Here is a 24903-nt window from a genome sequence, read left to right as displayed (position 1 = left end):
TCGCAGAATCGGCGTGAAATGATGCGGAAAGTCAACGAAGATCACCTTTTGCCATCGTTGCAACAAAAGGTGCCACTTCTTCGTGTCGTTCTGTTACGGTGGCACCGTCAGTCTGGGGACTGGGCGCGCGAGCGCCGCGGCCGATCGGGATCTGGCTCTGCATTCACATTCAAGGAGGAATCAATGCGTTCATCACGCACTGCGCGTCACCGGGCCATCGGCGCCGGTCTGGCCGCGATGACAGCCATCGCGCTGCTGGCCGGCTGCACCGCCGGTTCGCCCGAGGGAGAAGAGGACGTCGTCGACCAGGGGACGACGACGGAGGAGAACGAGGCCAGCGGCGACACCGTCGTCATCGGCTTCTCGGGACCGGCCGCCGACCACGGCTGGCTCGGCGCCATCAACTCCGGCGCCATCGCCGCGGCCGAGAGCTTCCCCGACGTCGAGCTGCAGCTCGCAGAGGGCACGAACGACGTCAACGCGCAGATCGCCGCGGTCGAGACGTTCATCAACGACGGTGTCGACGCGATCGTGCTGCTGCCCAGCGACGGCGCGGCGCTGACCGAGGTCGCGACCAAGGCCATGGAGGCCGGCATCCCGGTCATCAACGTCGACCGCGAGTTCTCCAGCCCGTTCGCCGCGCGCGCCACCGTGCTCGGCGACAACTACGGCATGGGCGTCAGCGCCGGTACGTACATCTGCGAACAGCTCGGGGACAACCCCGACGCCGTGGTCGCCGAGATCGCCGGCATCGACTCGCTGCCGCTCACGCAGGACCGCTCCGCGGGATTCGCGGACGCGCTCGATGACTGCGGTCTGGAGGTCTCGGCCCGGGTGGCCGCCGACTTCACCGTCCAGGGCGGCGAGGCCGCGGCATCTCAGCTGCTGTCGGCCAACCCGAAGATCGATGCGCTGTGGAACCACGATGACGACCAGGGCATCGGGGTCCTCGCGGCGATCGACGCCGCGGGCCGCGACGAGTTCTTCATGGTCGGCGGCGCCGGCTCGAAGAACGCGATGGAGGCCATCGAGGCCGACGACAGCGTGCTGAAGGCGACGATCATCTACCCGTCGACCCAGGCCGCCGACGGCATCGCGCTGGCACGTCTGATCGCTCAGGGCAAGACGATGAGCGACCTCATCACGCCGGGTGTCGCGAACCGCATCGTGCTGGACGCGCCCGTGGTCACGAAGGAGAACGTCGACCAGTACATCGGTCTGGCATTCGAATCCTGATCCACGCACGCTGAATCACACGGGAGGGGACGTCCGCGACACGCGGATGTCCCCTCCTGCGCACCACCCTCCCCCCGCTTTCGAACCCTCCACGCAGGACCAGTGACGGAGTACCAGTGACCGAGAACCTCCGCGTCGCCATGATCGGCTACGGCTTCATGGGCGCCGCCCACTCGCAGGGGTGGCGCGTCGCCCCCCGCTTCTTCGACCTTCCCGCCGATCCGACGATGGCCGTCGTCGTCGGCCGCAATCCCGACGCCGTGAGCGCCGCGGCCCGAAAATGGGGCTGGGACGAGGCCGCCACCGACTGGCGCGAGGTGATCGCCCGCGATGACATCGACGTGGTCGACATCGTGACCCCCGGCGACACCCACGCCGAGATCGCCATCGCTGCGCTCGAGGCCGGCAAGCACGTCCTGTGCGAGAAGCCCCTCGCGAACTCGGTCGCCGAGGCGGAGGCGATGACGGATGCCGCCGCCCGTGCCGCAGAGAAGGGCGTGCGCTCGATGGTGGGCTTCACCTACCGTCGCGTGCCCGCAGCGACCTTCGCACGCGACCTCGTGGCGGCAGGCCGGCTGGGAGAGATCCGGCAGGTGCGGGCGGCGTACCGGCAGGACTGGCTGATGGATGCCGAGGCACCGCTGACCTGGCGGATGCAGAAGGACCGCGCCGGCTCCGGATCCCTCGGCGACATCGGCGCGCACGCAATCGACCTCTCGGAGTACATCACCGGCCTGCGTCTGGGAAGCGTCTCGGGAATCCTCGACACGATCGTCGCCGAACGGCCGCTGCTGGCGGAAGGGGTGGGTCTGTCGGGTACTGCCTCGAGCGAGCGCGGCGCGGTGACGGTCGATGACATCGCCCTGTTCGCCGGCCGCTACGGCGGCTCCGGCACGGGGTATGCGCCGCTGGGCACCTTCGAGGCCACCCGCTTCGCCACCGGACGCAAGAACGCTCTCACGGTCGAGGTGTCCGGGTCGCTCGGCGCGATCGCGTTCAACCTCGAGCGGATGAACGAGCTCGAGTTCTACGACGCCATGCTGCCGGCGACGGAGCAGGGGTTTCGCACCATCCTCGTCACCGAGCACGACCACCCGTACCTCGCGCCGTGGTGGCCGCCCGGGCACATGCTCGGCTACGAGCACGGCTTCTCCCATCAGGTCGTCGACTTCGTCACGGCGATCGCCGACGGCAGCCAGCCGGAGCCCTCCTTCGCCGACGGCCTGCACATCCAGCGCGTCCTCGACGCCGTCGAGCGCAGCTCCCAGGACGGCAGCGCCTGGACCTCCACCGACTGACCCCGACCTCCACGAACCCGAAGGGAACACTGCAATGACGCGACCGATCACCCTCTTCACCGGCCAGTGGGCCGACCTGCCGCTGGAAGAGGTCGCACGCCTCGCAGCCGACTGGGGCTACGACGGCCTCGAGATCGCGTGCTGGGGCGACCACCTCGACCCGTGGCGCTGGGACGACGACGAGTACGTGCAGGGCAAGCTCGATCTGCTCGAGCGCCACGGCCTGAAGGTCTGGGCGATCTCGAACCACCTGAAGGGGCAGGCGGTGTGCGATGACCCGATCGACCAACGGCATCGCGACATCGTCAGCGACCAGGTCTGGGGCGACGGCGACCCGGAGGGCGTGCGGCAGCGCGCGGCCGAGGAGATGAAGAACACCGCGCGCATCGCGGCGAAGCTGGGCGTGAAGACAGTGGTCGGCTTCACGGGATCGAGCATCTGGAAGTACGTGGCGATGTTCCCGCCCGTGTCGCAGGCGATGGTGGATGCCGGCTACCAGGACTTCGCCGACCGCTGGAACCCGATCCTCGACGTCTTCGACGAGGTCGGCGTGCGCTTCGCCCACGAGGTGCACCCGAGCGAGATCGCCTACGACTACTGGACGACGGTTCGCACGCTCGAGGCGATCGGACACCGCCCGGCCTTCGGACTGAACTGGGATCCGTCGCACTTCATGTGGCAGGAGCTGAACCCGGTGGACTTCATCCTCGAGTTCAAGGACCTGATCTACCACGTGGACTGCAAGGACGTGAAGCTCAATCTCGGAAACGGCCGCAACGGGCGCCTGGGCTCGCACCTCGCCTGGGCCGACCTGCACCGAGGGTGGGACTTCGTCTCCACCGGTCGCGGCGACGTGCCGTGGGAGGCCTCCTTCCGCGCACTGAACAGCATCGGCTACGACGGCCCGATCTCGGTGGAGTGGGAGGACGCCGGCATGGACCGCCTGCTGGGGGCGCCCGAGGCGCTGGAGTTCGTCAAGCGCAACGCCTTCGCGGCTCCCGAGGCCGCCTTCGACGCCGCCTTCAGCTCGCGCTGAAAGCCGGGAACGACAAGCGGGGCCGGATGCAGCATCCGGCCCCGCTTTCGGCTGTTGCGATCAGTCCGACGTGCAGGGCTTTCCGTCGACCGTGAAAAGCCACGGCTCGGTGGCACCGCCCTTCGCGGTCACGACGACCGATGACGCCTTCGAGGTGATCGAGACCACCTGCCCGTCCTGAGACGCCGCGCCGCGGGCCGCTCCCGAGACCCGCTGGTCATCGCGCCAGGTGAATCCGAGGGTCCACGGACTCGTGGGGGCGCTCACGCTCACCGTCGCGGCGAACGCCTTGCCCTTGCCCTTCGCATCCCACACGACGTGGCACGTCTGCGCAGGAAGCGGCGGCACCGCGTTCTCGATCAGCTCACGCGCCTGCTCGGGGAACCAGGCGCCCGCCGCCGGGTCTTCCATTCCCCGCTCCGGATCCTCGGGCCCACCGGTGCCGCGGTAGCACTTTCCGTCGGACTCCCCAGGGACCTTGATCCACAGGTGCGCGTCGACCAGCGGCGTGCCGGTGTCGGTGGTCGGCTGCTCGCCCAGGCCGCGTCCCGGCGGGTTGCACCAGTCCTCGGCATCCGAATAGACGCCGGCGGGCGCCTGCCACGGTCCCTGCCCGTTGCGGCTCGTGTCGATCACGAAGCCCGTGGTCGGCTCGGTGTCGCCGAGGAGCGTGGCGTAGCGCTCATCGATGCCGCCCGTATTCAGTGCCGGATCGGCTGCGTCGGAACTCCACTCGCCCGCGCTGGAGAGCGCAACGCCCGTCCAGTTGTTGGAAGGACCGCCGTTCCAGTACTGGTTGGCGCATTCGTCGGGCGACGTGCCCAGCTCGGTCACGGCGGTGATGCAGGACGAGATCCACGTGCCGAAGTACGTGAGGTTGGACGTGAACTGATAGTTCGAGACGTTGAGGAAGAACCCGTCGGCGCGCTGCACGCCGGCCTTGACCAGGCGGTCGGTGATGTCACCGACGTTGAGCCATCCCGAGTGCACGCCGTCGAGGTACACCGACGTGGACGGAAGCGTCCCCAGTGCGTCCACGGCGTAGTTCAGCTGCTCGTAGCGATCGCTCGCCGCGGTGGCCGCGTCGAGCTCGGCCGGCTGGCACCACTCGGGCGTGCCGTCCAGGGCGGTGTTCCACGGGATGATGCCCAGTCCGTCGGGCTCGAGGATCACCGTCGCGGGTCGGTCGCCGATCCCGGCGACCAATCCGTCGATCCACGCCTCGTACGCAGCCGTATCGGCCGCACCGCCGGCGGAGTACTGCGCGCAGTCCCGGGAGGGCAGGTTGTAGGCCACGAGCACCGGCATGGCCTCGACGGATGCCGCGGCATCCACGTATGCATCGGCAGCGGCCTGCACTTCGGCCGGCGTTCCCTTCGTGAACCACTGGGCGGACGGAACGCTGCCCAGCAGCTGCGCATCGTAGCGCGGTTGGCCGGACAGCGCTTGACCCGCCTCGGGGGTCGTGCTGTAGGGATTGACGAACAGATCGGATCCGGGCAGGTCGGGCTCGGCGGCCTGCGCGGCACCGAGAGGGATGGCAAGCGCAGCGACGATCGCGGCGGCGGATGCCAGCGCGATGCGGCCGATGCCACGTCGGGGGGACCGTGAATTCATACTCGAGTGCTTCCTTTGGTCGTCGATGACCGAGACCGACGACATCGTCGGCCTGGAGCGAGTGCCGGGGGGTTTGCTATGGGAGCGCTCCCATGCACGTCACTTCTGCCAGGATGCCGCGGGAGCGCTCCCAGGTCAAGAGTCGAGACCGACCGTGCTTCTCGGGCTGTCAGTCCCGCATGGGCAGGCGCGCATCCAGCCACGCGACCAGATCTGCGCGCACCTTGTCCGAGGTGAGTTCGTTGAAGATCTCGTGGCGCGCGTCCGGATACACGTAGGTGGTCACGTCGGTGAGCCCGGCACGCGTGCGGTAGGAATCGGCGAGTCGGTGCACGCTGCGCGGTCCGCCCACGGCGTCATCGCGTCCGACCATGAGGAGGATCGGAACGTCGCCGGCGAGTTCGCGCAGCTTCCGGCGCGGCTTTCCCATCATCTGCAGCTGGCCGAACAGGCCGAACGTCTTGCCCATCGGCACCGTGGTGCACAGCGGATCCGCGATGAACCCGCGCACGACCTCGCCGTCCGCGGACAGCCACTCCATTCCGGTGGCATCGGGAGCCTTCCACCGCTCGTTGAGATCCCCGAGGTTGCCCGATCCGAGCTGTCGGTACACCGTCGCGCTCAGCACCACCATGTCGTAGGCATCGGGATGCCGGTTCAGCAGCATCTGTGCGATGAAGGAGCCCCAGGAGTGGCCGAACAGCACCAGAGGCTGGTCGGGATTCTCCTTGCGGATGATCTCGGTGAACATCCAGACGGCATCGACGGCCGCGGGCACGCCGCCGGGCCCGAGCTTGCCGAGCTGCGATCGATCACCCTGATGCTGCCGCATTCCCGTTCGCCCGTGTCCGCGATGATCGTCGGCGTACACGGTGAATCCTGCAGCCGTCAGCGCCCCGATCAGCACCTCGTAGCGGCCCGCGTGCTCCCCATAGCCATGGCACAGTTGCACCACGCCGCGAGGGGTCGTCTGGGCGGGGTGGACGTCGTAGACGATCGCGATGCCATGTGCATCGGTGAACTCGGGCATGGGGCGAGTATAGGTTCCGGGAGGGGGCGGCTCGGATCGCTAGACAAACTAGCCAAACCCCCGTTCGCTAGATAGGCTAGCGATATGACGGAATCCTCTTCCCGCCGGTGGCTCGGCCTGGTCTTCATCAGCCTGGGCGTGGCCTTGATCATCGTCGACTCGACGATCGTCAACGTGGCAGTGCCGTCGATCGTCGAGGACCTGGGCATCTCCTCGACGCAGGTGCAGTGGGTGCAGGAGGCCTACACCCTGGTCTTCGCCTCGCTCCTGCTGCTGTTCGGCAGCCTCGCCGACAAGTTCGGTCGGCGTCGCATGCTGCTGATCGGCATCGTGGTGTTCACGATCGCATCGGTTCTGGCAGCCTTCGCCCCCACCGGAGACCTGCTCATCCTCGCCCGGCTGATCCAGGGCGTCGGCGGCGCGATGGTCCTTCCCACCACGCTCTCGCTCATCAACGCGACCTTCCGTGGACGGGAACGCGGCATCGCGTTCGCCGTGTGGGGATCCACGATCGGCGGCATGGTCGCGGTCGGGCCGCTCCTGGGCGGCTGGCTGACGACGGCGTTCTCGTGGCGGTGGGCTTTCGGCATCAACGTGCCCCTGGGCATCATCATCTTCATCGGCGTGCTGCTGACCGTCACGGAGTCGCGCGAAGCGCGGTACGGCAAGATCGACTTCCTGGGGGCGGCGCTCTCGGTGCTCATCTTCGGTCCCCTCGTCTTCGGACTGATCGAAGGCCGTACATACGGCTGGTGGCTCACCGACACCGCGATGCAGATCGGCGGCTTCACCTGGCCCTTCGAGCTGTCCCCCGTGCCGGTCGCCTTCGCCGTCTCGGCCCTGGCGCTCGTCGCGTTCATCGCGTGGGAGCGGCGCCGCAAGCGCCGCGGCGACTCGGTTCTGCTGGAGTTCTCGCTGCTGCGGATCGGGTCCTTCCGCAACGGCAACATCGCGGCGATGGTCGTCTCGCTCGGCGAGTTCGGCATCATCCTGACGCTGCCGCTCTGGCTGCAGTTCGTCCTCGGCTTCGACGCGCTGCAGACCGGTTTCCTGCTGCTCGCGCTCGCGATCGGCTCCTTCACCGCGAGCGGATTCGCCGGCGCGACATCCGGCCGTATCTCGGCGATCACGATCGTGCGCGTGGGCATCGTCGCCGAGATCGTCGGCGTCGCCGCCATCGGGTTCATCATCGGACCCGAGGCCGTCTGGGGCTGGCTCATTCCGGCGCTGTTCGTCTACGGCTTCGGCGTCGGTCTGGCCACCGCCCAGCTGACCGGGGTCGTGCTGCAGGATGTCCCGGTCGAGATGTCGGGACAGGGATCGGGCACGCAGTCCACCGCCCGCCAGGTCGGGTCGGCGCTGGGCGTCGCGATCCTCGGCACCATCCTGTTCACCAGCACCGCCGGCATCCTGACCTCGCAGCTCGAGGATCTGAACGTTCCCGCGGACCAGGCCGACAAGGTGGTCAGCGCGGTGGTCGACTCGGCCGGCGGCGCGATCCTCGGGCTGGAGGCGAACCCGCAGACGGCGCAGATCGCGGATGCCGCCAAGTCGGCGTTCTCGGCCGGCACACGTCTGTCCGCCTTCGCGGCGGCCGGATTCCTCGTGATCGGACTAGCCGCGACGTTCTCGCTCGGAAGCGGCCGCAGGCCCGAGGAGGACACCGCACCGGAGGCCTCGGGCGAGGGCGACCCGACTTTACTTAGCAAGGGTAATGAACTAAGCTAAGGATCGATGACCGACACCGCAGAATTCCCCCAGGACCTCTCCCGTGAGGCTTCCGACCTGCGAATCGCCACGTTCCGCCTCGCCCGGCGCATGCGCACCCAGCGCGCTGTCGACTCGATGAGCGATGGGCAGTTCGCGGTGCTCGCCGGCCTCTTCGTCCACGGCCCGCACACCCTGACCGAACTCGCGGACCGCGAGCGCGTGTCGTCCCCGGCGATGAACCGGACGGTGAACTGCCTGCAGGAAGCCGGGTACATCACCCGCAGCGCCGACGAGAGCGACGGCCGCAAGGTCGTGATCGACCTCACCGACGGCGGTCGCGCCGTCGTCGATGAGACCGCGCGTCGGCGTGACGCGTGGGTCGAGGAGGCGCTCGCGGAGATCGAGCCCGGCGAGCGCGAGACGCTCGCGAAAGCCGCCGCGATCATGCAGAGGATGGTGGCGCGATGAGCGGCTCGGCCATGTTCCGCTCGTTCTCGGTGTTCAACTACCGGGTGTGGTTCATCGGTGCGCTCGTCTCGAACATCGGCGCGTGGATGCAGGCGACCGCTCAGAACTGGGTCGTGCTCACTGAGCTCACCGACAACGACGCCGCCGCGATGGGCGTGACGATGGCGCTGCAGTTCGCGCCCCCGCTGCTGCTGGTGGGTGTGACCGGCTGGGTCGCCGACCGCTTCGAGCGGCGCAAGCTCCTCATGGTCACGCAGGGCATCCTGCTGCTGCTGGCGATCGCGCTCGGTGTCATGATCCTCACCGGCATGATGACGCTGATGATGATGTACGGCTTCGCTCTCGCGCTCGGCGTGGTCACCGCCTTCGACAATCCCGCGCGACAGGCCTTCGTCTCCGACGTGGTCAGCCGCGATAACGCCTCCAACGCGGTGGCCTTGAACGCGGCATCCTTCAACGGCGCCCGCATGATCGGACCGGCCGTCGCCGGCGTTCTCATCGTGGCCGTCGGCACCGGCTGGGTGTTCCTGGTGAACGCTGTCACGTTCTTCGGCATGATCATCGCGCTCATGCTCATCCGCCCGAACGAGCTCATGCCGCGGGTCTCGCAGACCGGCGCCTCGCGGCTGGCCGACGGCTTCCGCTACGTCGGGCGTCGACCGGATCTGATCGTGATCTTCGCGATGGTGTTCCTCGTGGGCGCCTTCGGCATGAACTTCCCGATCTTCGCCTCGACGATGGCGCTGGAGTTCGGCCGCGACGCCGACGGGTTCGGCCTGCTCAGCTCGATCCTCGCGATCGGGTCGCTCGCCGGCGCGCTGCTGGCGGCGCGCCGCGACCGGGCACGTCTTCGGGTGGTCGTCGGAGGGACGCTGCTGTTCGCGGTCGCGGCCGCCGTGTCCTCGGTGATGCCCGGGTACTGGGCATATGCCGCAACGCTCATGTTCACCGGCTTCGCCGTGGTCACGATGCTCACGACGGCCAACGGGTACGTGCAGACGACGACCGATCCGGCCCTGCGCGGACGCGTCTTGGCGCTGTACATGGCGATCCTCATGGGCGGCACCCCGATCGGCGCGCCGATCGTCGGCTGGGTCGCCGCGCAGTTCGGACCCCGCATGGCGATCCTGGTCGGGGCCGCCGCCGCGCTGGTGGCCTTCGCGATCGGCTCGATCTGGCTCCTGGCCTCCGGGCGCGTGAAGCGCGACGAGTCGCGGCGCTTCCGCCTCACGATCGACGAGACCCTGCCGATCAGCGTGGTCGCGCCGGCGCCCGAGGAGTTCTCGGATCAGGTGGCCTCGACCACGCCGATCCGGCTGCCGCAGACCTCACGCGACGCCGAGCCCCTGCGCCGCGCGGGCTGACCCCCTTCCTTCGGCGCCGAACCCACCCCTTCGCCGGCAACCCCCGCGCTCCCGTAGACGGCAAGGGATGGGTTGGCGGTGGACGCAGGGGTTCGGCGGCCGTCGCGGCTCCTCCCCAGCGGCATGAGTTCGCGGATGGGTCCACAGCCACGACGAGGGCATGGTGGCGGTTCGCCGGCGGACTGCATCCTCGAACCCATGACTCCCGATGACGCACGCTCGCTGATCCATACGACGGCTTCGCTCGAGGCGATCGGAGTGCCGGCGTCCCGCGTGCGCGCCATGGCTGCCGCCGGTGACCTCGTCGTCGTCCACCGCGGTCGGTACGTTCGATGGGACGATTGGGATGCCGCTTTCCCCGAGTCGCGGCACCTCCTCACGGTGGTCGCCGCCGACTCCGTGCGCCGGTCCGAGGGCAGTCCGTTCGCCTTCGCTTCCGCCGCCGTCGTGCACGGCCTTCCCCTGTTCCGGCACCGTGCGGGGGCGCCTCACATCTGCTAAGGACACGCCGACGGCGTCGTTCGCAACGCCGGGGCCCTGCGCCGTCATCAGATCGAAATACCCGAGACGGACCGCGTCCTGGTGGGCGGCATCCTGGTCACTTCGCTCGAACGCACCGTCTACGACATGATCCGCACGGCCTCACGCGAGACGGCCGTCGCCTGCATCGATGCCGCCATTCGTTCGATCGCGAGCGATCGAAGCGGCCGCGAATACGACGAGGACGCCGCCGACGCCTGGGCCGCTCGTCTTCACGATCGCATCCGACGCCACCCGGGAGCTCGCGGCATCCGGCAGGCTCGCTGGGTTGCCGACTTCGCCGATGGAAAGGCCCAATTGCCGGGCGAGAGCATCAGCCGGCTCTACCTGACAGATCTGGGTTTCCGCCGACCGCGTCTGCAGGTTCCGTTCGGCGGCCCCAACGGGGTGACCTATCGCATCGACTTCGGACTCGACGACGTCCGGGCGTGGGGGGAATTCGACGGAACCGGGAAGTACTTCGATCCCGTGATGCTGAGAAGCGGCTCCTCCCGTGAAGCCCTCCTTGCGGAGAAGGAGCGGGAGGACTGGATCCGCGGGCGCAGCCAGTGGCGCTTCGCCCGCTGGGGCTCACCGCACATCTCCTCGGCCGCGGCCCTGGGCACGCGCCTGCGATCGTTCGGAATCACTCCGCCGCGATGACGGGTGATGCGTCCAACCCACACGTTCGCCGCGAACCCACGCGTTCTCGCGCGATGGAATGCATGGGGTCGCGGGCGAAGCATGGGTTCGCGTACAAGCGGAGGGTCAGCGCACGCCCACGCGCTCGAGGTGCGCGTTCACGAAACGCCCCTCCGGGTCGAGCCGCTCGAAGACCGCGCGCGCATCGCCCAGACGCGGATGCACGCGGGCCATCGCGTCCGCGTCGAACAGGTGCAGCTTGCCCCAGTGCGGTCTCGCACCGAACGGCGCGAGCGCCTGCTCGATGAGGGGGAGCACCGCGCGGACCCCGGCGTCGTCGTTGTGCCACGTGAAGTGGATCGCGAGGAAGTCGCGCTGGTACGCACCGCTCAGCCAGAGATCATCGGATGCCGCCGTCCGCAGCTCGCTGACGAACAGAACGGGCTGGATCTGGGGTGCGAGCTCGCGCACCGCGCGCAGGGCCGCGGGAGCGTCGGAGCGGGCCACGAAGTATTCGCTCTGGATCTCGTCGCCGAAGGACGGCTTGCCCTCCAGCCGGAAGTGGGGCAGGCGCGCGAGCCACGGACCGGGGACGCCGCCGAGCTCGGTGAGGTCCGGCAGCCCCTCGAGCGGGTTGGCCCCGATGACGCGCGAGCCGTTCAAAAGGGCGTCGGGGACCGGATCGTCGTCGGCGTCCAGCCGGGTCTTGACCCACACGTCTCCCAGCAGATCGGGCTCCCACCTCGTGAACACCGACACGCTGTAGCCGGCGCCGGTGATCTCGTCGAACTGCTCGAGCGCGGCATCCCACGACACCTCCTTGTAGACGTCCTGGCGTGCCCGATAGGTCGGCTGCACCGCGAGGGTGAGCGAGACGAGGACCCCGAACGCGCCGAGCCCGACGGCCAGCGCGTCGAAGTCGGGCTCGCCCTGGCTGACCTCGTGCACCTGCGCATCGGCGCCGACGTAGCGGATGCCGCGCACGGCGCTCGTGAGGACGCCGTTCGTGTTGCCCGATCCGTGGGTGGCGGTGGCCGTCGCCCCGCCCACCGAGATGTGCGGGAGTGACCCGAGGTTGTGCAGCGCATACCCGCGCTCGTCGAGCCACAGCGCCAGCACGCCGTAGCGGGTGCCGGCGGCGACCGTGACCGTGCCGGCCTCGGTGTCCAGCGCGAACCCGCCGGTGAGCCCGGCCAGATCCAGCAGGGTGCCGGTCGTGTCGGGCAGGTCGGTGAAGGAATGGCGCGTGCCCATCGCGTGCACCGGTCCCCCGCCGGCGATCACCCGCTGCACCTCGTCGACCGTCGAGGCGGTGACGATCCGCGGCGCGGTGTACTCATGCGTTCCTGCCCAGTTGCGCGTCACCTGCCCCACCCTAATGCGCGGGGAAAGGCGCCCGCCCGAGACCTAGACTTCGGAAGGGGCGGCTCACCCGGAGCCGCGCGCCGACCAAGCCGGAGGATGCCCATGGACCCCGTGGAGTCCGCGCCCGAGCTCGTGGTCGTCGGGGCGATCAACGTCGACCTGATCGCCCGGGTCGCGCGCGCCCCCGGTCGCGGCGAGACCGTCGCCGACGGCGAGCTCACCCGGCAGCCGGGCGGGAAGGGCGCCAACCAGGCCGTCGCCGCGGCTCGCCTGGGTGCCCGCGTGAGGATGATCGGCGCCGTCGGCACCGACGCGCTCGGAGAGTACCTGCGCGATGCGGTCTCGTCCGCGGGCGTCGACGTCGCCGGCATCCAGACCGCCGACGGTGATTCCGGAACCGCGCTCATCGTCGTCGATGACGACGGCGAGAACTCGATCGTCGTCTGCCCCGAGGCGAACCTGCGCATCGATCCCGACTGCGTCTCGGTTGCCGCGGGCAGCGCGATCCTCGCGCAGCTCGAGGTGGCTGACGCGGTCGTGGAGAGCGCCATCGCCCAGACCAGCGGCTTCGTCGCGATCAACGCCGCCCCCGCACGGCCGTTCAGCGCGTCGATCCTCGAGCGCGCGGATCTGTTCATCGTCAACGAGCACGAGTACGAGCTCCTGCCGGCCCTCCGCGATGCCCGGCTGGTCGCGGTCACCCTCGGCGCTGACGGGGCCCGGCTGCTGCGGCGCGGCACGATCATCGCGAGCGCGTCCAGCCGCCCCGCCCGGGTGCGCAATTCGGTCGGCGCGGGAGACGCGTTCTCGGCGGCGCTCACGCTCGGGCTGCTGCGCGGCGACGAACCTGCCGTCGCGCTCGCTCGCGCGTGCGAGGTCGGCGCCGCGGCCGTCGAGGACGACCGATCCCAGCCCGCGCTGTCGGCTCTCGACGAGTACGCGGTCGGCACGCACGAGAACCGCTGAGCGAGCCGGACCCCGCAACGACGATGGCGGGTGGGCGAATCCGCCCACCCGCCATCCTCGTGGAACTGCCTACTCGAGTGCGAACAGCGTGTAGGTCTCGGCGTTCGCGGCGTTGATGACCACGCAGTCGATGGACTGCTTCTCGTCCTCGCCGGTCTCACCGTCGGTGATGAACGCGTCGGCCTGCTGCACGGCCAGCTGGGAGATCAGCACGGCCGGCTGCAGTCCGGTGGCCAGCAGCTTGCCGTCCTTGATCGCGGCCACCGCGTCCGGGCTGCCGTCGAAGCCGGCGATGATGACCTTGCCGGTGAGGCCGGCGGCCTCCACGGCGGCCACGGCACCGAGGGCCATGGTGTCGTTGCCCGCGATGATGCCCTGGATGTCGGGATCGCGCTGAAGCAGCGTCTCGATCTTCGTGAACGCCTCGTCCTGGCTCCAGTTCGCCGTCTCCTGCGCGACCGAGGTGAGGTTCGGGTACTGCGAGATGACGCTCGCGTAGGCCTCGGAGCGCACACCGGCGTTCGTGTCCGACTCCTTGCCGGTCAGCTCGATGTACTTCCCTCCGTCGGGCAGCGCCGCGACGAACTCCTCGGCCACCGCCGCTGCGCCCTGCGCGTTGTTCGCGACGATCTGCGACTTGGCGATTCCGGTTTCATTGATCTCGCGGTCGATGAGGAAGACCGGGATGCCGGCATCCGTCGCCTTCTGCACGGGCCCGATGGATGCGTCGGCGCCGGCGTTGTCGAGGATGATCGCCTTGGCGCCGTTGCTGATGGCGGCGTCGATGAGCTCGCTCTGCTTGTTCGGGTCGTCATCGTGCGAGGACACCGAGGTCTCGTACCCGAGGCTCTCCGCCTCTGCCTTCGCCGCGTCGGCCTCGGCCTTGAAGAACGGGTTGTCCGGCGAGGGGGTGATGATCGCGATGAGCCCGCCGGCCTCGGCGGCGCCGTCGTCGGTCGTGCCCGCCGGCTCGTCGGTTCCGCCGGATGCGCATCCGGCGAGGCTCACGGCAAGGAGGGTCGCCGCAGCAGCGGCGATGATCCTGCGTCGCATGGTTACACCTTTCGATTGAGTGCTATCTCTTGGTCATGCCCACCGGGCGGCGGGCAAGCTGTGGGGCCCTATCCGGGTATCGGCGCCGGATCGTCGGCAGCCTGCTTGTTGGCCGCGGCGAGCGCGGCGTTCTTGGAGCGCTTGACCCTCTGCTGGGCCTGATCGAGCATCACGGCGAGGATGATGACGGCGCCCTTGATCGTGATCTGCCAGAAGGTCGAGACGCCCAGCAGCACGAGGCCGTCGCTGAGGAAGCCGATCACGAAGGCGCCGATGAGCACGCCCCTCACGTTCCCGCGCCCGCCGGTCAGCGCCGCTCCGCCGATGACGACGGCGGCGATCGCGTTGAGCTCGAACGTCTCGCCCAGCTGGGGGGCGGCGCTGGTGAGCTCGGAGCTGATGATGAGGCCGGTCGTGGCCGCGCAGAAGCCGCTGATCATGTAGACGCGCAGGTTGACCTTGCGCACCGGCACCCCCGACAGCGCCGCCGCCCGCTCGTTTCCTCCCGCGGCGTAGACCCAGCGGCCGAAGGGCGTCTTCTTGAGCACGAACGCGGCCACGATCGCGAAGATGACCATGATCCAGATGGCGGTCGGGATGCCGAGGATCCGGCCCCCGCCGATGAGCAGGAATCCCTGATTGCCGAGTTCCTCGCTGCCGCCGAGCCGTGGGTAGGTCGTGCCGCTGGACATGAGCAGAGCCGCGCCGCGGGCGATGTAGAGCATGCCCAGCGTGGCGATGAAGGGCGCGACGTTGAACCGGGTGACGAGCACGCCGTTGACGAAGCCGACCAGCAGGCCGACGCTGAGCGACGCGGCCACCACGACCCAGACCTGCGGATACAGGACGATGTCGAAGAGGCTCAGCTGCCACCCCTGCAGCAGTGTTCCCGCGACGACGCCGGACAGGCCGACGGTCGAGCCGACGGACAGGTCGATGCCGCCCTTGAGGATCACGAACAGCATGCCCAGCGCGAGGATCGCGTTGTAGGCGACGTGCTTGGTCATGGTGACGAGGTTGGCGAAGTTGAGGAACGAATCCGAGAGGAGCGCGAAGACGATGACCAGGACGATCAGCGCGATGAACGCACGCCCTTCGAGCAGCAGCGAGAGGATGTCGACGTCGCGTCCGAAGCGGCTCTTCTTCGGCGGCCCCGGGACGAGCTTCGCGTCGGGAGCGGTGCTGGTTGAGAGGTTCATTCGTCTTCGCTCCTGGAGAGTTCGTCTTCGGTGGCCTCGCCGGATGCCACCATGAGGTCTTCGCGGGTCGCGCCCGCAGAGTCGAGGATGCGGATGATCCGCCCCTTCGACATCACGACGATGCGGTTGGAGACCGAGAGCGCCTCGCTCACCTCGGAGGTCGCGAACAGCACGGCGAGCCCGCGTCGCGCCTCCCTGGCCATGAGGCCGAAGATCTCGGCCTTCGCCCCGACGTCGATGCCGCGCGACGGCTCGTCGAGCAGGATCACGCGCGGCTTGGTCAGGAGGATCTTGCCGATGACGACCTTCTGCTGATTGCCGCCGGAGAGCGAGGTGATGGACGCGTCTGCGCTCGAGGTCTTCACACGGACGTCGGCGATCTCCTGGTCGACGGCTTCCCGCTCGGCGCGCTTTCCGATCCACAGACCCCGCACGTACGAGAGCAGGCTCGCGAGCGAGCTGTTCTCGCCCACGCTCATCGTCTGCACCAGGCCGTCGCGCTGGCGGTCCTCGGGCACCAGGGCGAGTCCCATCCCGATGCGCTCCGCGACCGACTCCCGGGTCAGGGTGCGTCCGTGGATCTGCACCGAGCCCTGCTGCAGGGGGACGCGGCCGGCGAGCGACTCGAGCAGCTCGGTGCGACCGGCGCCCATGAGGCCGTACAGGCACACGATCTCACCCTCGCGGACGTCGAGGTCGAACCCGTTGACGGCCAGGCGTGCTGGATTGGACGGATCGGCGATGGTCACTCCTCGAAGGCTGAGGGCGACGTCACCGAAGGTGTCCAGCAGATCGGGCACCAGATCGTCGGCAGCGCGCCCGACCATGTTCGAGATGACCCACTCGATGTCGATCTCGCTGCGATCACCGGTCGCGACCAGTGCTCCGTCGCGGAAGACGACGGCGTGGTCGGCGATCTCGAGTGCCTCCTCCAGGTGGTGCGAGATGTAGACGATCGCGACTCCGGCCGCCGTGAGCTCGCGGATGAGCGAGAAGAGGACCTCGACCTCGTTGCCGCTGAGCGCGGATGTCGGCTCGTCCATGATGAGCACCCGGGCTTCGCCGGCCAGTGCCCGGGCGATCTCGACGACCTGCTGCTGCCCCAGGCGCAGGTCGCCGACGAGGGTCCGGGGATCGAGGTCCTCCGCGAGGCGCGCCATCAACTCGCGGCTGCGGGCGGCCTCCGCGCGCTCGTCGACGACGAGGCCGCCGCGGACGATCTCGCGCCCCATGAAGATGTTGTCGGTGATGCTGAGGTTGGGGCAGAGGCTCAGCTCCTGGTGGATGATCGCGATGCCGCGCTGGGAGGCATCGACGGTCCCGGTGAGCTCGAGCGGTTCGCCGTCGAGTTCGAGCACCCCGCTGGTCGGGGTCTCCACGCCGGAGAGGATCTTCATGAGCGTGGACTTGCCGGCGCCGTTCTCGCCGAACAGCACCGTGACGGCGCCGCGGCGGATGTCGAAGTCGACGCCCTTGAGGGCCTGGGTCGGTCCGTAGATCTTGGTGATCCCTCGGGCGCGCATCACGACCGAGTCGCGCTCGATGCCGACGGCCGAGCTCACTGCTCCACCTCGAAGACGATCGGCACCACCGAGACGAGCGCCGGGTTCACGCGCGTGTAGGCGCCGACGACGTGAACCGTCTTGCCCTCCAGCTGTGCCGGGTCGACACCCGAGAGCGCGTCGGCGCGCACCCGGTTGTTGAACTCGGTGGCGACCTCCTGGAACTCCAGCTGGTTGGTGAACTCGTTGAAGGACACGGTTCCGGTCACATCGCGCAGCGCGGTTCCGTTGATGGCCGGACCGATCTGCACCTGCACGGTGACTCCGGCGGGAACCCCCTCGACCGTGACGGGCAGGATCGACCCGTTGGGCGCCCCGGCGACCCCGGTGAATTCGACCGGGAAGCTGTAGGCGCTGCCGGCGCCGGGGGTCTGGCCGAACTCGGCCTCGTCGGCCCCGTTCTCGAGGTCGCCGAGCAGAGTCGCCAGATCGACGGCCTCGGTCTGGATCTGCGGCACGATCTCGCTGTCGAAGCGGGCGTCCGCGTATTCCACCGGGTCGAAGCGTCCGACACCCTCGGCCGCTTCGGCGTCCTCGATCGTCACGACCTTCGTGCTGAGCACGGCGGCCACCAGCACCACCAGGGCCACCCCGACCGCGATCATCCACGGCCGGATCAGCCGCCTCTTCACGGGCGTCGCGGGCATGCGTTGCTCCCTTGCAGTTTCATGTCGGTCGACCGGTTGACCAATTCAGGGAGACATTAGCCTCCGGATGCCGTTCCCACAAGCGCCGACCACGAAGTGCCCAAACCGTTACCCACGCCCGATGGGCTAGCATTCCGCGAGCCGGCTCGAGATCGCGTCGGCCATGTCACCGTCGATCGGAGTGCGCTCATGCTGAAAGGGATCGATCCGCTGCTCAGCGGCGAACTCCTGAAGATCCTGGACGAGATGGGGCATGGCGATCAGCTGCTGCTGGTCGATCGCAACTACCCCGCGGCCTCGTCCGGCCGGCCCGTCGTGCGACTGGGCGAGGTGGGAGTCGTCCGCGCGATGACGGCGATCCTCAGCGTGCTGCCGCTCGACGAATTCGTCGCGCATCCGCTCGAGAGGATGGAGGTGGACGGCGATCCGGCGCGCACGACACCGCAGCAGGATGCGGTCCTGGAGGCGGCTCGCGCGTCCCACCCCGCGCCGATCGAGTGGGGCGTGGTGCCCCGCCTGGACTTCTACGAGCGCTCGCGCGGCGCGTACGCGGTCGTGCACACGCTCGAGCCCGAGCCGTGGGGCTGTTTCATCCTCACGAAGGGCGTGGTCTTCCCCCGCTGAGACGGCTCAGGACGCCGACGAGGCGTCGGCCGTCAGACGCGCGGATGCGGTCGCCATGTGCACGGCCATGGCGGAGGCGGCGGCATCCTCATCGCGCTCCACCAGGGCGACGTGCACCGCGTCATGCTCGGCGATCGCCACGCGGGCTTCGGCTTCGTCGTGCACGGCGCGGTCGGCGTAGACCTGCAGCAGCGACCGGACCACGTGCAGCTGGTCGATGAGCACCCGATTGCCGGCCGCCTCGGCCAGGCTGTGGTGGAACTCGAGGTCCGCCTTGGCGAACGCCGAGAGGTCCTCGACCGTTTCGCGCATGTCTTCCACGCGTCTCGCGATGATCTCCAGATCGGATGCCGTCGCCCGGGTCGCCGCGAGTCGGGCGACGTAGATCTCCAGGCCCGACCGCAGCTCGAGCAGCTCCGTCGTGTGGCGCTCGCCGATGAGCAGCCCCCACCGCAGGGTCTGCGGCAGCAGCTCGCTCGCGGTGCCCCGCAGGTAGGTGCCCGATCCCGGACGTACGTCGACGATGCCGAGGATCTCGAGTGCGGCGAGCGCTTCGCGCACCGCGGAGCGCCCCACCCCCAGCGAAGCGGCGAGGTGACGCTCCGGTGGAAGTCGCGTGCCTGCCTGGATCGACCCGCTCGTGAACAGATCCATCAGCCGGCGCGCCACCTCGGACACGGGAGTGCCGCTCGGCAGCACCCCCAGCGAGGCCGAGATCTCCGCGGAGCGGTCGTCGGGATAGGCGGGCATGCGAACAACCTAGCGCCAGATCTGTGAAATGGTACTTGCGATTGGTCAACCGGTTTGCCAAAATAGTTAGAGCCGAGATCGGTGCCGATGCGGGCACCGACGATCCCCAGGAGTCACCGTGGACAACACCCCCGTCATGACCGGCGTCGCCGCGCCCGTCGCCAGACGGGCCGGCAGCGACGCGATCGTGGCCCGGCCATGACGGTCTCGGCGATACTGATGGACATCCTCGCGCGCACCGACCGTGCGGCCGTGACGGCGGCCGGCCCGGCAGCGACGGAAGAGGCCGATGTGAAGGCGCCCCGCCCGTGACCAGACTCTGGAACGACCCTGCAGATTTCGCCGACGAGATGATCGCCGGCTTCGTCGCGGCGAACGAGCGCTCGGTCCGCCGGGTGCCCGGCGGCGTGGTCCGCAGCACGGTCGTCCCCGATGGCCAGGTCGCCGTCGTGATCGGCGGCGGGTCTGGCCACTATCCGGCGTTCGGGGGGCTCGTCGGCCAAGGGCTCGCGCACGGGGCGGCGATGGGCAACCTGTTCGCATCGCCCTCGACGCAGCAGATCCACGCCGTCGCGAAGGCGGCGCACAGCGGCGGCGGCGTCTTCTTCTCCTACGGCAATTACGCCGGTGACGTCCTGAACTTCGACGCCGCCCAGGAGAAGCTTCGCGCCGAGGGCATCGCCTGCGAGACCGTCACGGTCACCGACGACATCTTCAGCGCCTCACCCGCCGAGAAGCACAAGCGGCGCGGCATCGCCGGCGACCTGACGGTGTTCCGCGTCGCGGCCGCCGCCGCGGAGGCTGGCTACGACCTCGACGGCGTGACCGGGATCGCCCGGCGGGCCAACGAGCGCACCCGCTCGTTCGGCGTCGCGTTCTCCGGCTGCACGCTGCCGGGGGCCGAGCAGCCGCTGTTCTCGGTGCCCGAGGGTCGCATGGCGATCGGGCTCGGCATCCACGGCGAACCCGGTATCGACGAGACCGACATCCCCACCGCCGACGGACTGGCGCAGCTTCTCGTCTCCCGCCTGCTCGAAGAGGTGCCCGAGGGCCTCGAGGTCGCGGGAGCCCGGGTGGTGCCGATCCTGAACGGCCTCGGCTCGCTCAAGTACGAGGAGATGTTCGTCATCTACCGCCGCATCGCCGAACTGCTCCGTGATGCGGGCATCGAACCGGTCGACCCGCACGTCGGCGAGTACTGCACGAGCTTCGACATGGCCGGCACCTCGCTCACCCTCTTCTGGCTCGACGAGGAGCTCGAGCAGCTCTGGGACACTCCGGTGGACACCCCGGCCTATCGCCGCGGATCGGTCGTGACGGCCGCGCGAGCGGATGCCGGCGCGGACGCATCGCTCGAGGCCATCGCGATCCCGCCCTCCGATGAGGCGTCGCGCGCGGTCGCCGTCACGGTCGCCGCGGCCGTCGAGACGATCGCGGTCACGATCGATGCGCACGTGGACGAACTCGGCAGGCTCGATGCGATCGCGGGCGACGGCGACCACGGCATCGGCATGCAGCGCGGTTCCCATGCCGCACGCGACGCGGCCGCTGCGGCCCGCGAGGCCGGCGCCGGCGCGCAGGCCGTGCTCGCCCGCGCGGCCGATGCATGGTCCGACCGGGCCGGCGGCACCTCCGGCGCCCTGTGGGGATTGATCCTCGCCGCCCTCGCCGACAGGCTCGGCGATCAGGGCTCACCGACGGCGGCGGATGTCGCACAGGGAGTCGCCGCCGGAGTGCAGAGCGTGATGACGTACGGCAAGGCCGAGGTCGGCGACAAGACGCTCGTCGACGCGCTCGTCCCCTTCAGCGGCGAGCTGACCCGGGCGATCGACGCCGGCGCCGGCCTCGCGGCAGCGTGGACGACAGCAGCGGATGCCGCCACCCGGGCCGCGGCATCCACCGCAGACCTGCTCCCCCGCATGGGCCGCGCCCGTGCGCACGGACAGAACAGCGTGGGCACCCCCGACCCGGGAGCCCACTCGCTCGCCCTCATCGCGACGGCCGTCGGCGCCGTCCTCGAAAGGAACTGACATGACTTCTCCCGAACCGCTGCGGATCGTGATCGGCAGCGACGATGCCGGATTCGACTACAAGGAGATCCTCAAGCGCGATCTCGAGCAGAGCGCGGGCGTCGCCTCGCTGGTGGACGTCGGTGTGGATGCCGACGGTCACACGGCCTATCCGCGCGTGGCGATCGCCGCCGCTGAGCTCGTCGCGGCCGGAGAAGCCGACCGCGCGCTGCTGATCTGCGGCACCGGTCTGGGCGTCGCGATCGCGGCGAACAAGGTCGCCGGCATCCGCGCCGTCACCGCGCACGACAGCTACTCGGTCGAGCGCGGCGTGCTCTCCAACGATGCCCAGGTGCTCACGATGGGGCAGCGCGTGGTGGGCATCGAGCTCGCCCGCCGGCTGGTGCGCGAGTGGCTGACGTACCGCTTCGACCCCGCATCGGCATCCGCTGAGAAGGTGGCCGTGATCGGTCAGTACGAGAGCACCGGCAGCTGCTGATGAGCGACCACGAAGATCGCAGGATCGCACCGACCTCGCAGGATTCCGCCGGAAACCTGCGCAGTTCGTTCGATTCTGCGACCTTCGTGCCCGCCGAGATCACCGTGGGCGTGAGCCTGAAGACCTACTTCGGCCACGAGCGGGCGGGCCTGTGGTTCGCCGAGGTCGCGGCGGCGGCCGGGGCGCATCCTGCCGTGGCCTCCGGAGCGGTGCGCTTCTTCGTGATCCCGACCTATCTGCAGATCCCCGCGGCCCTCGCGGCCTTCGCCGGCACGCCGGTCCAGATCGGGGCTCAGGATGTCTCCGCGTACGACGCCGGGGCGTTCACGGGCGAGATCGCGGCTTCGGAGCTCGCCGAGATCGGCGTGACCGTCGCGGAGATCGGCCACGCGGAGCGCCGCCGGCTCCTGAGCGAGACCGATGCGACCACCGCCGCGAAGGCCGCGGCCGCGCTGAGACAGGGCCTCACGCCCGTGCTGTGCATCGGCGAGCCGGAGCGCCTCGACGCGGGGGATGCCGCGCGCTCGGTCGTCGCGCAGCTCGCGGCGAACCTCGCGGGTGCGCCCGCGGGTCCCGTCATCGTCGCCTACGAACCGGTCTGGGCGATCGGCGCACCCTCACCCGCTCCGGTCCCCCACATCAGCACCGTCACCAGCGCGGTGCGCGCCGCGCTCGCCGCGGACCCCGGCCGTGCCGGCAGCGCGGTGATCTACGGCGGCTCGGCCGGCCCCGGGCTGCTCACCGAGCTCGGCGACGCCGCCGACGGCCTGTTCCTGGGGCGCTTCGCGCACGACCCCGCTGCCCTGGCGGCCGTCCTCGACGAAGCCGGCGTCCTCGCCCAGCGAACTCCGGGGAGCGCCGCATGATCGGGCTGGGCACGTACGCGTTCTTCTGGCAGCACTCCGAGAGGATCCGCGATCACGGCCTCGAGCCGCTGACCCTCATCGGTGCGTTCGAGGCCACTCGGCAACTCGACGTCGACCTCTTCCAGATCTGCGATTACGCGCCGCTCGAACGCATGACGGACGCGGAACTGAGGGACGCCGCATCCGCCGCGCGCGACCTCGGGCTCACGATCGAACTGGGCACGAAGGGCATCGAGCCGGCGCACCTTGCCCGATTCCTGACGCTCGCCGAGCTCTTCGACGCTCGCCTCGTGCGCGGCATGCTCTACGGCCCGGACTCGCGGCCGACCCTCGGTGAGGCCGAGATGCACCTGCGCGAGGCCCTTCCCGCGTACGAAGCAGCCGATGTCACCCTGGCGCTGGAGACCTACGAACAGGTCGCGACGACAGACCTCGTCGCGCTGGTCGACTCGTTCGGCAGCCGGCATCTGGGTATCTGCCTCGATCCCGGCAACGTGGTCGCCCGCCTCGAACGCCCCCGGGACGCTGTGGAGCTCGCCGCGCCCCTGGTCGCGAACGTGCACGTCAAGGACTTCGCCTTCGCACGCCAGGACGGCTGGGTGGGCTTCACCTACTCGGGCGCCCCCATGGGCACCGGCCTGCACGACTACCCCCACCTGCTCGAAACGGTCCGGCCGCGCGAGCGCGGCATCAACGAGATCGTCGAGCACTGGCTGCCCTGGCAGCGCGATGCCGACACCACCATCCGCACCGAGCGGGACTGGACCCGCACCACCATCGAGTACCTACGCAGCACCGCTTAAAGACAGAAGGAGCACCCTGTGAGCCACGAAATCTACAGAATCGCCGTGATCGGCGCCGGCGGCAAGATGGGCATGCGCGTCTCGAACAACCTGGCCAAGACGGCGCACGCTGTGGCCTACGTCGAGAATTCCCCCGCCGGCGCCCAGCGCACCCTCGACGCCGGGCGCGAGCTGACGGATGCCGCCGCCGCGGTCGCCGACGCCGACATCGTCGTGTTCGCCGTCCCCGACCTGGCGCTGGCGTCGGTCACGGCCGATCTCGTGCCGCAGATGAAGTCCGGTGCGATCGCACTCACTCTCGACCCCGCTGCGGCCTACGCCGGCCTGCTCACCGACCGCGACGACGTCGTGCGCGCCGTCGCACACCCGTGCCATCCGTCGATCTTCCTCCAGCGCCAGACGCCGGAAGAGTGGGCCGACACGTTCGGCGGCATCGCCGCGCCGCAGGACGCGATCGCCGCCGTCGAGTCGGACGACCCGGCGAAGGCCGCCACGGTCGAGGCGACGGTGCGGGCGATCTACGCGCCGATCCTCGACGTGCACTTCGTCACGATCAAGCAGCTCGCCCAGCTGGAGCCCACGCTCGTCGAGACCGTCGCCTGCATGATCGGCGCGCTGTTGAACGAAGCGCTGAACGAGACCATCCACACGATGGGCGTCCCGGAGGCCGCGGCTCGCAGCATCCTCTACGGCCACACCCAGGTGGCCCTGGCCAACGGCCTGCGCGGCGACAACCCGTTCAGTGACGCGTGCCTGATCGCGATGGACTACGGCCGCGAGAGCATCATCAAGGACGACTGGAAGAAGATCTTCCGCGACGACGAGCTCGACAAGAACCTCGCGCGGATGCTGCACCTCGACCACATCGAGCGTTGATCATGAGCAGACTCGAGGGCAAGACCGCGCTGGTCACGGGCGCGGGCACGGGCATCGGATACGCCGTCGCCGCGCGCTTCGCGCGGGAGGGGGCACGCGTGGTGGTCGCCGACCGCGATGCGGCGGCGGCGGACCGCGCCGTCTCCGAGATCGGCGCGTCCGCTCGCGCGGCCATCATGGACATCTCGGACGAGCCGTCGGTCGAGGCCGCCTTCGGCCTGCTCGCCGCGGAGGGCTGGGCGCCCGACGTCGTCGTCGCGAACGCCGGGGTTCAGCTGTTCGGTTCTGACGCCCCGGCGGCCGACCTCGACCTCGATGTCTGGCGGCGCACCGTCGACATCAATCTCACCGGAACCTTCCTCACCGTCAAGCACGCGCTGCGGACGATGCTCGCGACCGGGACGCGCGGGTCGATCATCCTCACCGGCAGCCCCACCGGGCTCAACGGCGAGGGCCGCGACTTCACCGCCTACAGCGCGTCGAAGGCCGGCATCCACGGTCTCGCGCGCACCGTCGCGGCGGCATATGCCGATCGCGGCATCCGCGTCAACACCGTCGTCCCCGGGTATACCGAGACGTCGCTCGTGACCGCGATCTCGTCCGACCCGGAGTCCCGCGCGGCGATCATCGGACGCATCCCGCTCGGCCGTGCGGGCGCGCCCGCCGACGTCGAGGGCATCATGGTGTTCCTCGCCAGCGACGACGCCGACTTCGCCACGGGAGCACTGTTCGCGGTCGACGGAGGCATGACGACCCTGTGACTG

The 24903-nt window shown here is 69.5% G+C and carries 24 protein-coding genes; 16 read left to right on the top strand and 8 right to left on the bottom strand.

The annotated features are described in order from the left end of the window. Positions 1–183: 183 nt before the first annotated feature. The 3 genes from RWQ91_RS07940 (at position 184) to RWQ91_RS07930 (ending at position 3570) form a co-directional block, all read left to right on the top strand. The gene (locus tag RWQ91_RS07940) at positions 184–1236 is read left to right on the top strand and encodes a substrate-binding domain-containing protein (RefSeq protein WP_314504537.1); all 1053 of its coding nucleotides are present in this window, start codon (positions 184–186) and stop codon (positions 1234–1236) included. Between the two features lie 140 nt (positions 1237–1376). Next, entirely contained in the window at positions 1377–2534 is a 1158-nt protein-coding gene (locus tag RWQ91_RS07935) for a Gfo/Idh/MocA family oxidoreductase (RefSeq protein WP_314505456.1), read from the top strand. 34 nt (positions 2535–2568) lie between these two features. Further along, positions 2569–3570: a sugar phosphate isomerase/epimerase family protein gene (locus RWQ91_RS07930; RefSeq protein ID WP_314504534.1), complete on the top strand. Its 1002-nt coding sequence runs from the start codon at positions 2569–2571 to the stop codon at positions 3568–3570. Between the two features lie 60 nt (positions 3571–3630). On the opposite strand, the gene RWQ91_RS07925 is transcribed toward RWQ91_RS07930, so the two are convergent. Then, positions 3631–5187 (bottom strand): glycoside hydrolase family 6 protein, encoded by a 1557-nt coding sequence (locus tag RWQ91_RS07925; RefSeq protein WP_314504531.1) that lies wholly within the window; start codon positions 5185–5187, stop codon positions 3631–3633. Between the two features lie 169 nt (positions 5188–5356). After that, the gene (locus tag RWQ91_RS07920) at positions 5357–6217 is read right to left on the bottom strand and encodes an alpha/beta fold hydrolase (protein WP_314504527.1); all 861 of its coding nucleotides are present in this window, start codon (positions 6215–6217) and stop codon (positions 5357–5359) included. Between the two features lie 84 nt (positions 6218–6301). On the opposite strand from RWQ91_RS07920, the gene RWQ91_RS07915 reads away from it, so the two are divergent. The 5 genes from RWQ91_RS07915 to RWQ91_RS07895 all read left to right on the top strand — a co-directional run bounded on the left by RWQ91_RS07915 (position 6302) and on the right by RWQ91_RS07895 (position 10941). Then, on the top strand, positions 6302–7945 hold the full coding sequence (locus RWQ91_RS07915; protein ID WP_314504525.1) for a DHA2 family efflux MFS transporter permease subunit: 1644 nt from the start codon (positions 6302–6304) through the stop codon (positions 7943–7945). A gap of 6 nt (positions 7946–7951) precedes the next feature. Then, positions 7952–8395, top strand: a complete 444-nt coding sequence (locus tag RWQ91_RS07910; RefSeq protein WP_314504523.1) for a MarR family transcriptional regulator — start codon at positions 7952–7954, stop codon at positions 8393–8395. Beyond that, positions 8392–9759 carry an MFS transporter gene (locus tag RWQ91_RS07905; RefSeq protein ID WP_314504520.1) on the top strand — a complete coding sequence of 456 codons (1368 nt, stop codon included), beginning with the start codon at positions 8392–8394 and terminating at the stop codon, positions 9757–9759. Before RWQ91_RS07910 ends, RWQ91_RS07905 begins: the two co-directional genes overlap by 4 nt. Before the next feature lie 198 nt (positions 9760–9957). Further along, positions 9958–10260 (top strand): hypothetical protein, encoded by a 303-nt coding sequence (locus tag RWQ91_RS07900; protein WP_314504516.1) that lies wholly within the window; start codon positions 9958–9960, stop codon positions 10258–10260. A gap of 81 nt (positions 10261–10341) precedes the next feature. After that, complete coding sequence (locus tag RWQ91_RS07895; RefSeq protein WP_314504515.1) at positions 10342–10941, top strand: hypothetical protein; 600 nt, start codon at positions 10342–10344, stop codon at positions 10939–10941. 105 nt (positions 10942–11046) lie between these two features. Here RWQ91_RS07895 and RWQ91_RS07890 read toward each other — a convergent pair whose 3' ends face one another. After that, the gene (locus tag RWQ91_RS07890) at positions 11047–12285 is read right to left on the bottom strand and encodes a D-arabinono-1,4-lactone oxidase (RefSeq protein ID WP_314504514.1); all 1239 of its coding nucleotides are present in this window, start codon (positions 12283–12285) and stop codon (positions 11047–11049) included. A 102-nt stretch (positions 12286–12387) separates the two neighbouring features. Here RWQ91_RS07890 and RWQ91_RS07885 point away from each other — a divergent pair, with 102 nt between their 5' ends. After that, the gene (locus RWQ91_RS07885) at positions 12388–13251 is read left to right on the top strand and encodes a ribokinase (RefSeq protein WP_314504511.1); all 864 of its coding nucleotides are present in this window, start codon (positions 12388–12390) and stop codon (positions 13249–13251) included. Positions 13252–13320: 69 nt separating this feature from the next. On the opposite strand, the gene RWQ91_RS07880 is transcribed toward RWQ91_RS07885, so the two are convergent. From RWQ91_RS07880 to RWQ91_RS07865, 4 genes are all read right to left on the bottom strand, one after another. Next, the gene (locus RWQ91_RS07880) at positions 13321–14304 is read right to left on the bottom strand and encodes a D-ribose ABC transporter substrate-binding protein (RefSeq protein ID WP_314504510.1); all 984 of its coding nucleotides are present in this window, start codon (positions 14302–14304) and stop codon (positions 13321–13323) included. Positions 14305–14372: 68 nt separating this feature from the next. Continuing rightward, on the bottom strand, positions 14373–15503 hold the full coding sequence (locus RWQ91_RS07875; protein ID WP_314504508.1) for an ABC transporter permease: 1131 nt from the start codon (positions 15501–15503) through the stop codon (positions 14373–14375). Continuing rightward, positions 15500–17065: a sugar ABC transporter ATP-binding protein gene (locus tag RWQ91_RS07870; protein ID WP_314504506.1), complete on the bottom strand. Its 1566-nt coding sequence runs from the start codon at positions 17063–17065 to the stop codon at positions 15500–15502. The genes RWQ91_RS07875 and RWQ91_RS07870 overlap by 4 nt, the downstream gene beginning before the upstream one ends. Continuing rightward, positions 17062–17712 carry a DUF2291 domain-containing protein gene (locus tag RWQ91_RS07865; RefSeq protein WP_314504503.1) on the bottom strand — a complete coding sequence of 217 codons (651 nt, stop codon included), beginning with the start codon at positions 17710–17712 and terminating at the stop codon, positions 17062–17064. Before RWQ91_RS07865 ends, RWQ91_RS07870 begins: the two co-directional genes overlap by 4 nt. Positions 17713–17901: 189 nt before the next feature. Here RWQ91_RS07865 and RWQ91_RS07860 point away from each other — a divergent pair, with 189 nt between their 5' ends. After that, positions 17902–18336, top strand: a complete 435-nt coding sequence (locus RWQ91_RS07860) for an RbsD/FucU domain-containing protein (protein ID WP_314504500.1) — start codon at positions 17902–17904, stop codon at positions 18334–18336. Positions 18337–18342: 6 nt separating this feature from the next. Here RWQ91_RS07860 and RWQ91_RS07855 read toward each other — a convergent pair whose 3' ends face one another. After that, positions 18343–19086, bottom strand: coding sequence for an FCD domain-containing protein (locus tag RWQ91_RS07855; protein WP_314504497.1), 744 nt, complete (start codon positions 19084–19086; stop codon positions 18343–18345). A 308-nt stretch (positions 19087–19394) separates the two neighbouring features. Here RWQ91_RS07855 and RWQ91_RS07850 point away from each other — a divergent pair, with 308 nt between their 5' ends. The 6 genes from RWQ91_RS07850 to RWQ91_RS07825 are packed head-to-tail and all read left to right on the top strand — an operon-like array spanning position 19395 to position 24900. Beyond that, complete coding sequence (locus RWQ91_RS07850) at positions 19395–21116, top strand: dihydroxyacetone kinase family protein (protein ID WP_314504494.1); 1722 nt, start codon at positions 19395–19397, stop codon at positions 21114–21116. 1 nt (position 21117) lies between these two features. Then, on the top strand, positions 21118–21594 hold the full coding sequence (locus RWQ91_RS07845; RefSeq protein ID WP_314504490.1) for a ribose-5-phosphate isomerase: 477 nt from the start codon (positions 21118–21120) through the stop codon (positions 21592–21594). Then, positions 21594–22460 carry a triose-phosphate isomerase family protein gene (locus RWQ91_RS07840; RefSeq protein ID WP_314504487.1) on the top strand — a complete coding sequence of 289 codons (867 nt, stop codon included), beginning with the start codon at positions 21594–21596 and terminating at the stop codon, positions 22458–22460. The genes RWQ91_RS07845 and RWQ91_RS07840 overlap by 1 nt, the downstream gene beginning before the upstream one ends. Continuing rightward, on the top strand, positions 22457–23263 hold the full coding sequence (locus RWQ91_RS07835; protein ID WP_314504484.1) for a TIM barrel protein: 807 nt from the start codon (positions 22457–22459) through the stop codon (positions 23261–23263). The genes RWQ91_RS07840 and RWQ91_RS07835 overlap by 4 nt, the downstream gene beginning before the upstream one ends. Before the next feature lie 18 nt (positions 23264–23281). Beyond that, on the top strand, positions 23282–24139 hold the full coding sequence (locus RWQ91_RS07830; RefSeq protein WP_314504481.1) for a phosphogluconate dehydrogenase C-terminal domain-containing protein: 858 nt from the start codon (positions 23282–23284) through the stop codon (positions 24137–24139). A 2-nt stretch (positions 24140–24141) separates the two neighbouring features. After that, complete coding sequence (locus RWQ91_RS07825; RefSeq protein WP_314504480.1) at positions 24142–24900, top strand: SDR family NAD(P)-dependent oxidoreductase; 759 nt, start codon at positions 24142–24144, stop codon at positions 24898–24900. The last annotated feature ends 3 nt before the right edge of the window (positions 24901–24903 follow it).

It is taken from the genome of uncultured Microbacterium sp., assembly GCF_963524805.1.
GTDB lineage: Bacteria > Actinomycetota > Actinomycetes > Actinomycetales > Microbacteriaceae > Microbacterium.
Note: the sequence above shows the minus strand (reverse complement) of the source record. Positions and strands in the feature narration are given on the sequence as shown.

What these genes read in the sequence shown, in the direction of transcription:
- RWQ91_RS07940 (WP_314504537.1), top strand. Translation starts at nt 184, where the DNA reads ATGCGTTCATCACGCACTGCGCGTCACCGGGCCATCGGCGCCGGTCTG.
- RWQ91_RS07935 (WP_314505456.1), top strand. Translation starts at nt 1,377, where the DNA reads ATGATCGGCTACGGCTTCATGGGCGCCGCCCACTCGCAGGGGTGGCGC.
- RWQ91_RS07930 (WP_314504534.1), top strand. Translation starts at nt 2,569, where the DNA reads ATGACGCGACCGATCACCCTCTTCACCGGCCAGTGGGCCGACCTGCCG.
- RWQ91_RS07925 (WP_314504531.1), bottom strand. Translation starts at nt 5,187, where the DNA reads ATGAATTCACGGTCCCCCCGACGTGGCATCGGCCGCATCGCGCTGGCA.
- RWQ91_RS07920 (WP_314504527.1), bottom strand. Translation starts at nt 6,217, where the DNA reads ATGCCCGAGTTCACCGATGCACATGGCATCGCGATCGTCTACGACGTC.
- RWQ91_RS07915 (WP_314504525.1), top strand. Translation starts at nt 6,302, where the DNA reads ATGACGGAATCCTCTTCCCGCCGGTGGCTCGGCCTGGTCTTCATCAGC.
- RWQ91_RS07910 (WP_314504523.1), top strand. Translation starts at nt 7,952, where the DNA reads ATGACCGACACCGCAGAATTCCCCCAGGACCTCTCCCGTGAGGCTTCC.
- RWQ91_RS07905 (WP_314504520.1), top strand. Translation starts at nt 8,392, where the DNA reads ATGAGCGGCTCGGCCATGTTCCGCTCGTTCTCGGTGTTCAACTACCGG.
- RWQ91_RS07900 (WP_314504516.1), top strand. Translation starts at nt 9,958, where the DNA reads ATGACTCCCGATGACGCACGCTCGCTGATCCATACGACGGCTTCGCTC.
- RWQ91_RS07885 (WP_314504511.1), top strand. Translation starts at nt 12,388, where the DNA reads ATGGACCCCGTGGAGTCCGCGCCCGAGCTCGTGGTCGTCGGGGCGATC.
- RWQ91_RS07880 (WP_314504510.1), bottom strand. Translation starts at nt 14,304, where the DNA reads ATGCGACGCAGGATCATCGCCGCTGCTGCGGCGACCCTCCTTGCCGTG.
- RWQ91_RS07875 (WP_314504508.1), bottom strand. Translation starts at nt 15,503, where the DNA reads ATGAACCTCTCAACCAGCACCGCTCCCGACGCGAAGCTCGTCCCGGGG.
- RWQ91_RS07865 (WP_314504503.1), bottom strand. Translation starts at nt 17,712, where the DNA reads ATGCCCGCGACGCCCGTGAAGAGGCGGCTGATCCGGCCGTGGATGATC.
- RWQ91_RS07860 (WP_314504500.1), top strand. Translation starts at nt 17,902, where the DNA reads ATGCTGAAAGGGATCGATCCGCTGCTCAGCGGCGAACTCCTGAAGATC.
- RWQ91_RS07855 (WP_314504497.1), bottom strand. Translation starts at nt 19,086, where the DNA reads ATGCCCGCCTATCCCGACGACCGCTCCGCGGAGATCTCGGCCTCGCTG.
- RWQ91_RS07845 (WP_314504490.1), top strand. Translation starts at nt 21,118, where the DNA reads ATGACTTCTCCCGAACCGCTGCGGATCGTGATCGGCAGCGACGATGCC.
- RWQ91_RS07840 (WP_314504487.1), top strand. Translation starts at nt 21,594, where the DNA reads ATGAGCGACCACGAAGATCGCAGGATCGCACCGACCTCGCAGGATTCC.
- RWQ91_RS07835 (WP_314504484.1), top strand. Translation starts at nt 22,457, where the DNA reads ATGATCGGGCTGGGCACGTACGCGTTCTTCTGGCAGCACTCCGAGAGG.
- RWQ91_RS07825 (WP_314504480.1), top strand. Translation starts at nt 24,142, where the DNA reads ATGAGCAGACTCGAGGGCAAGACCGCGCTGGTCACGGGCGCGGGCACG.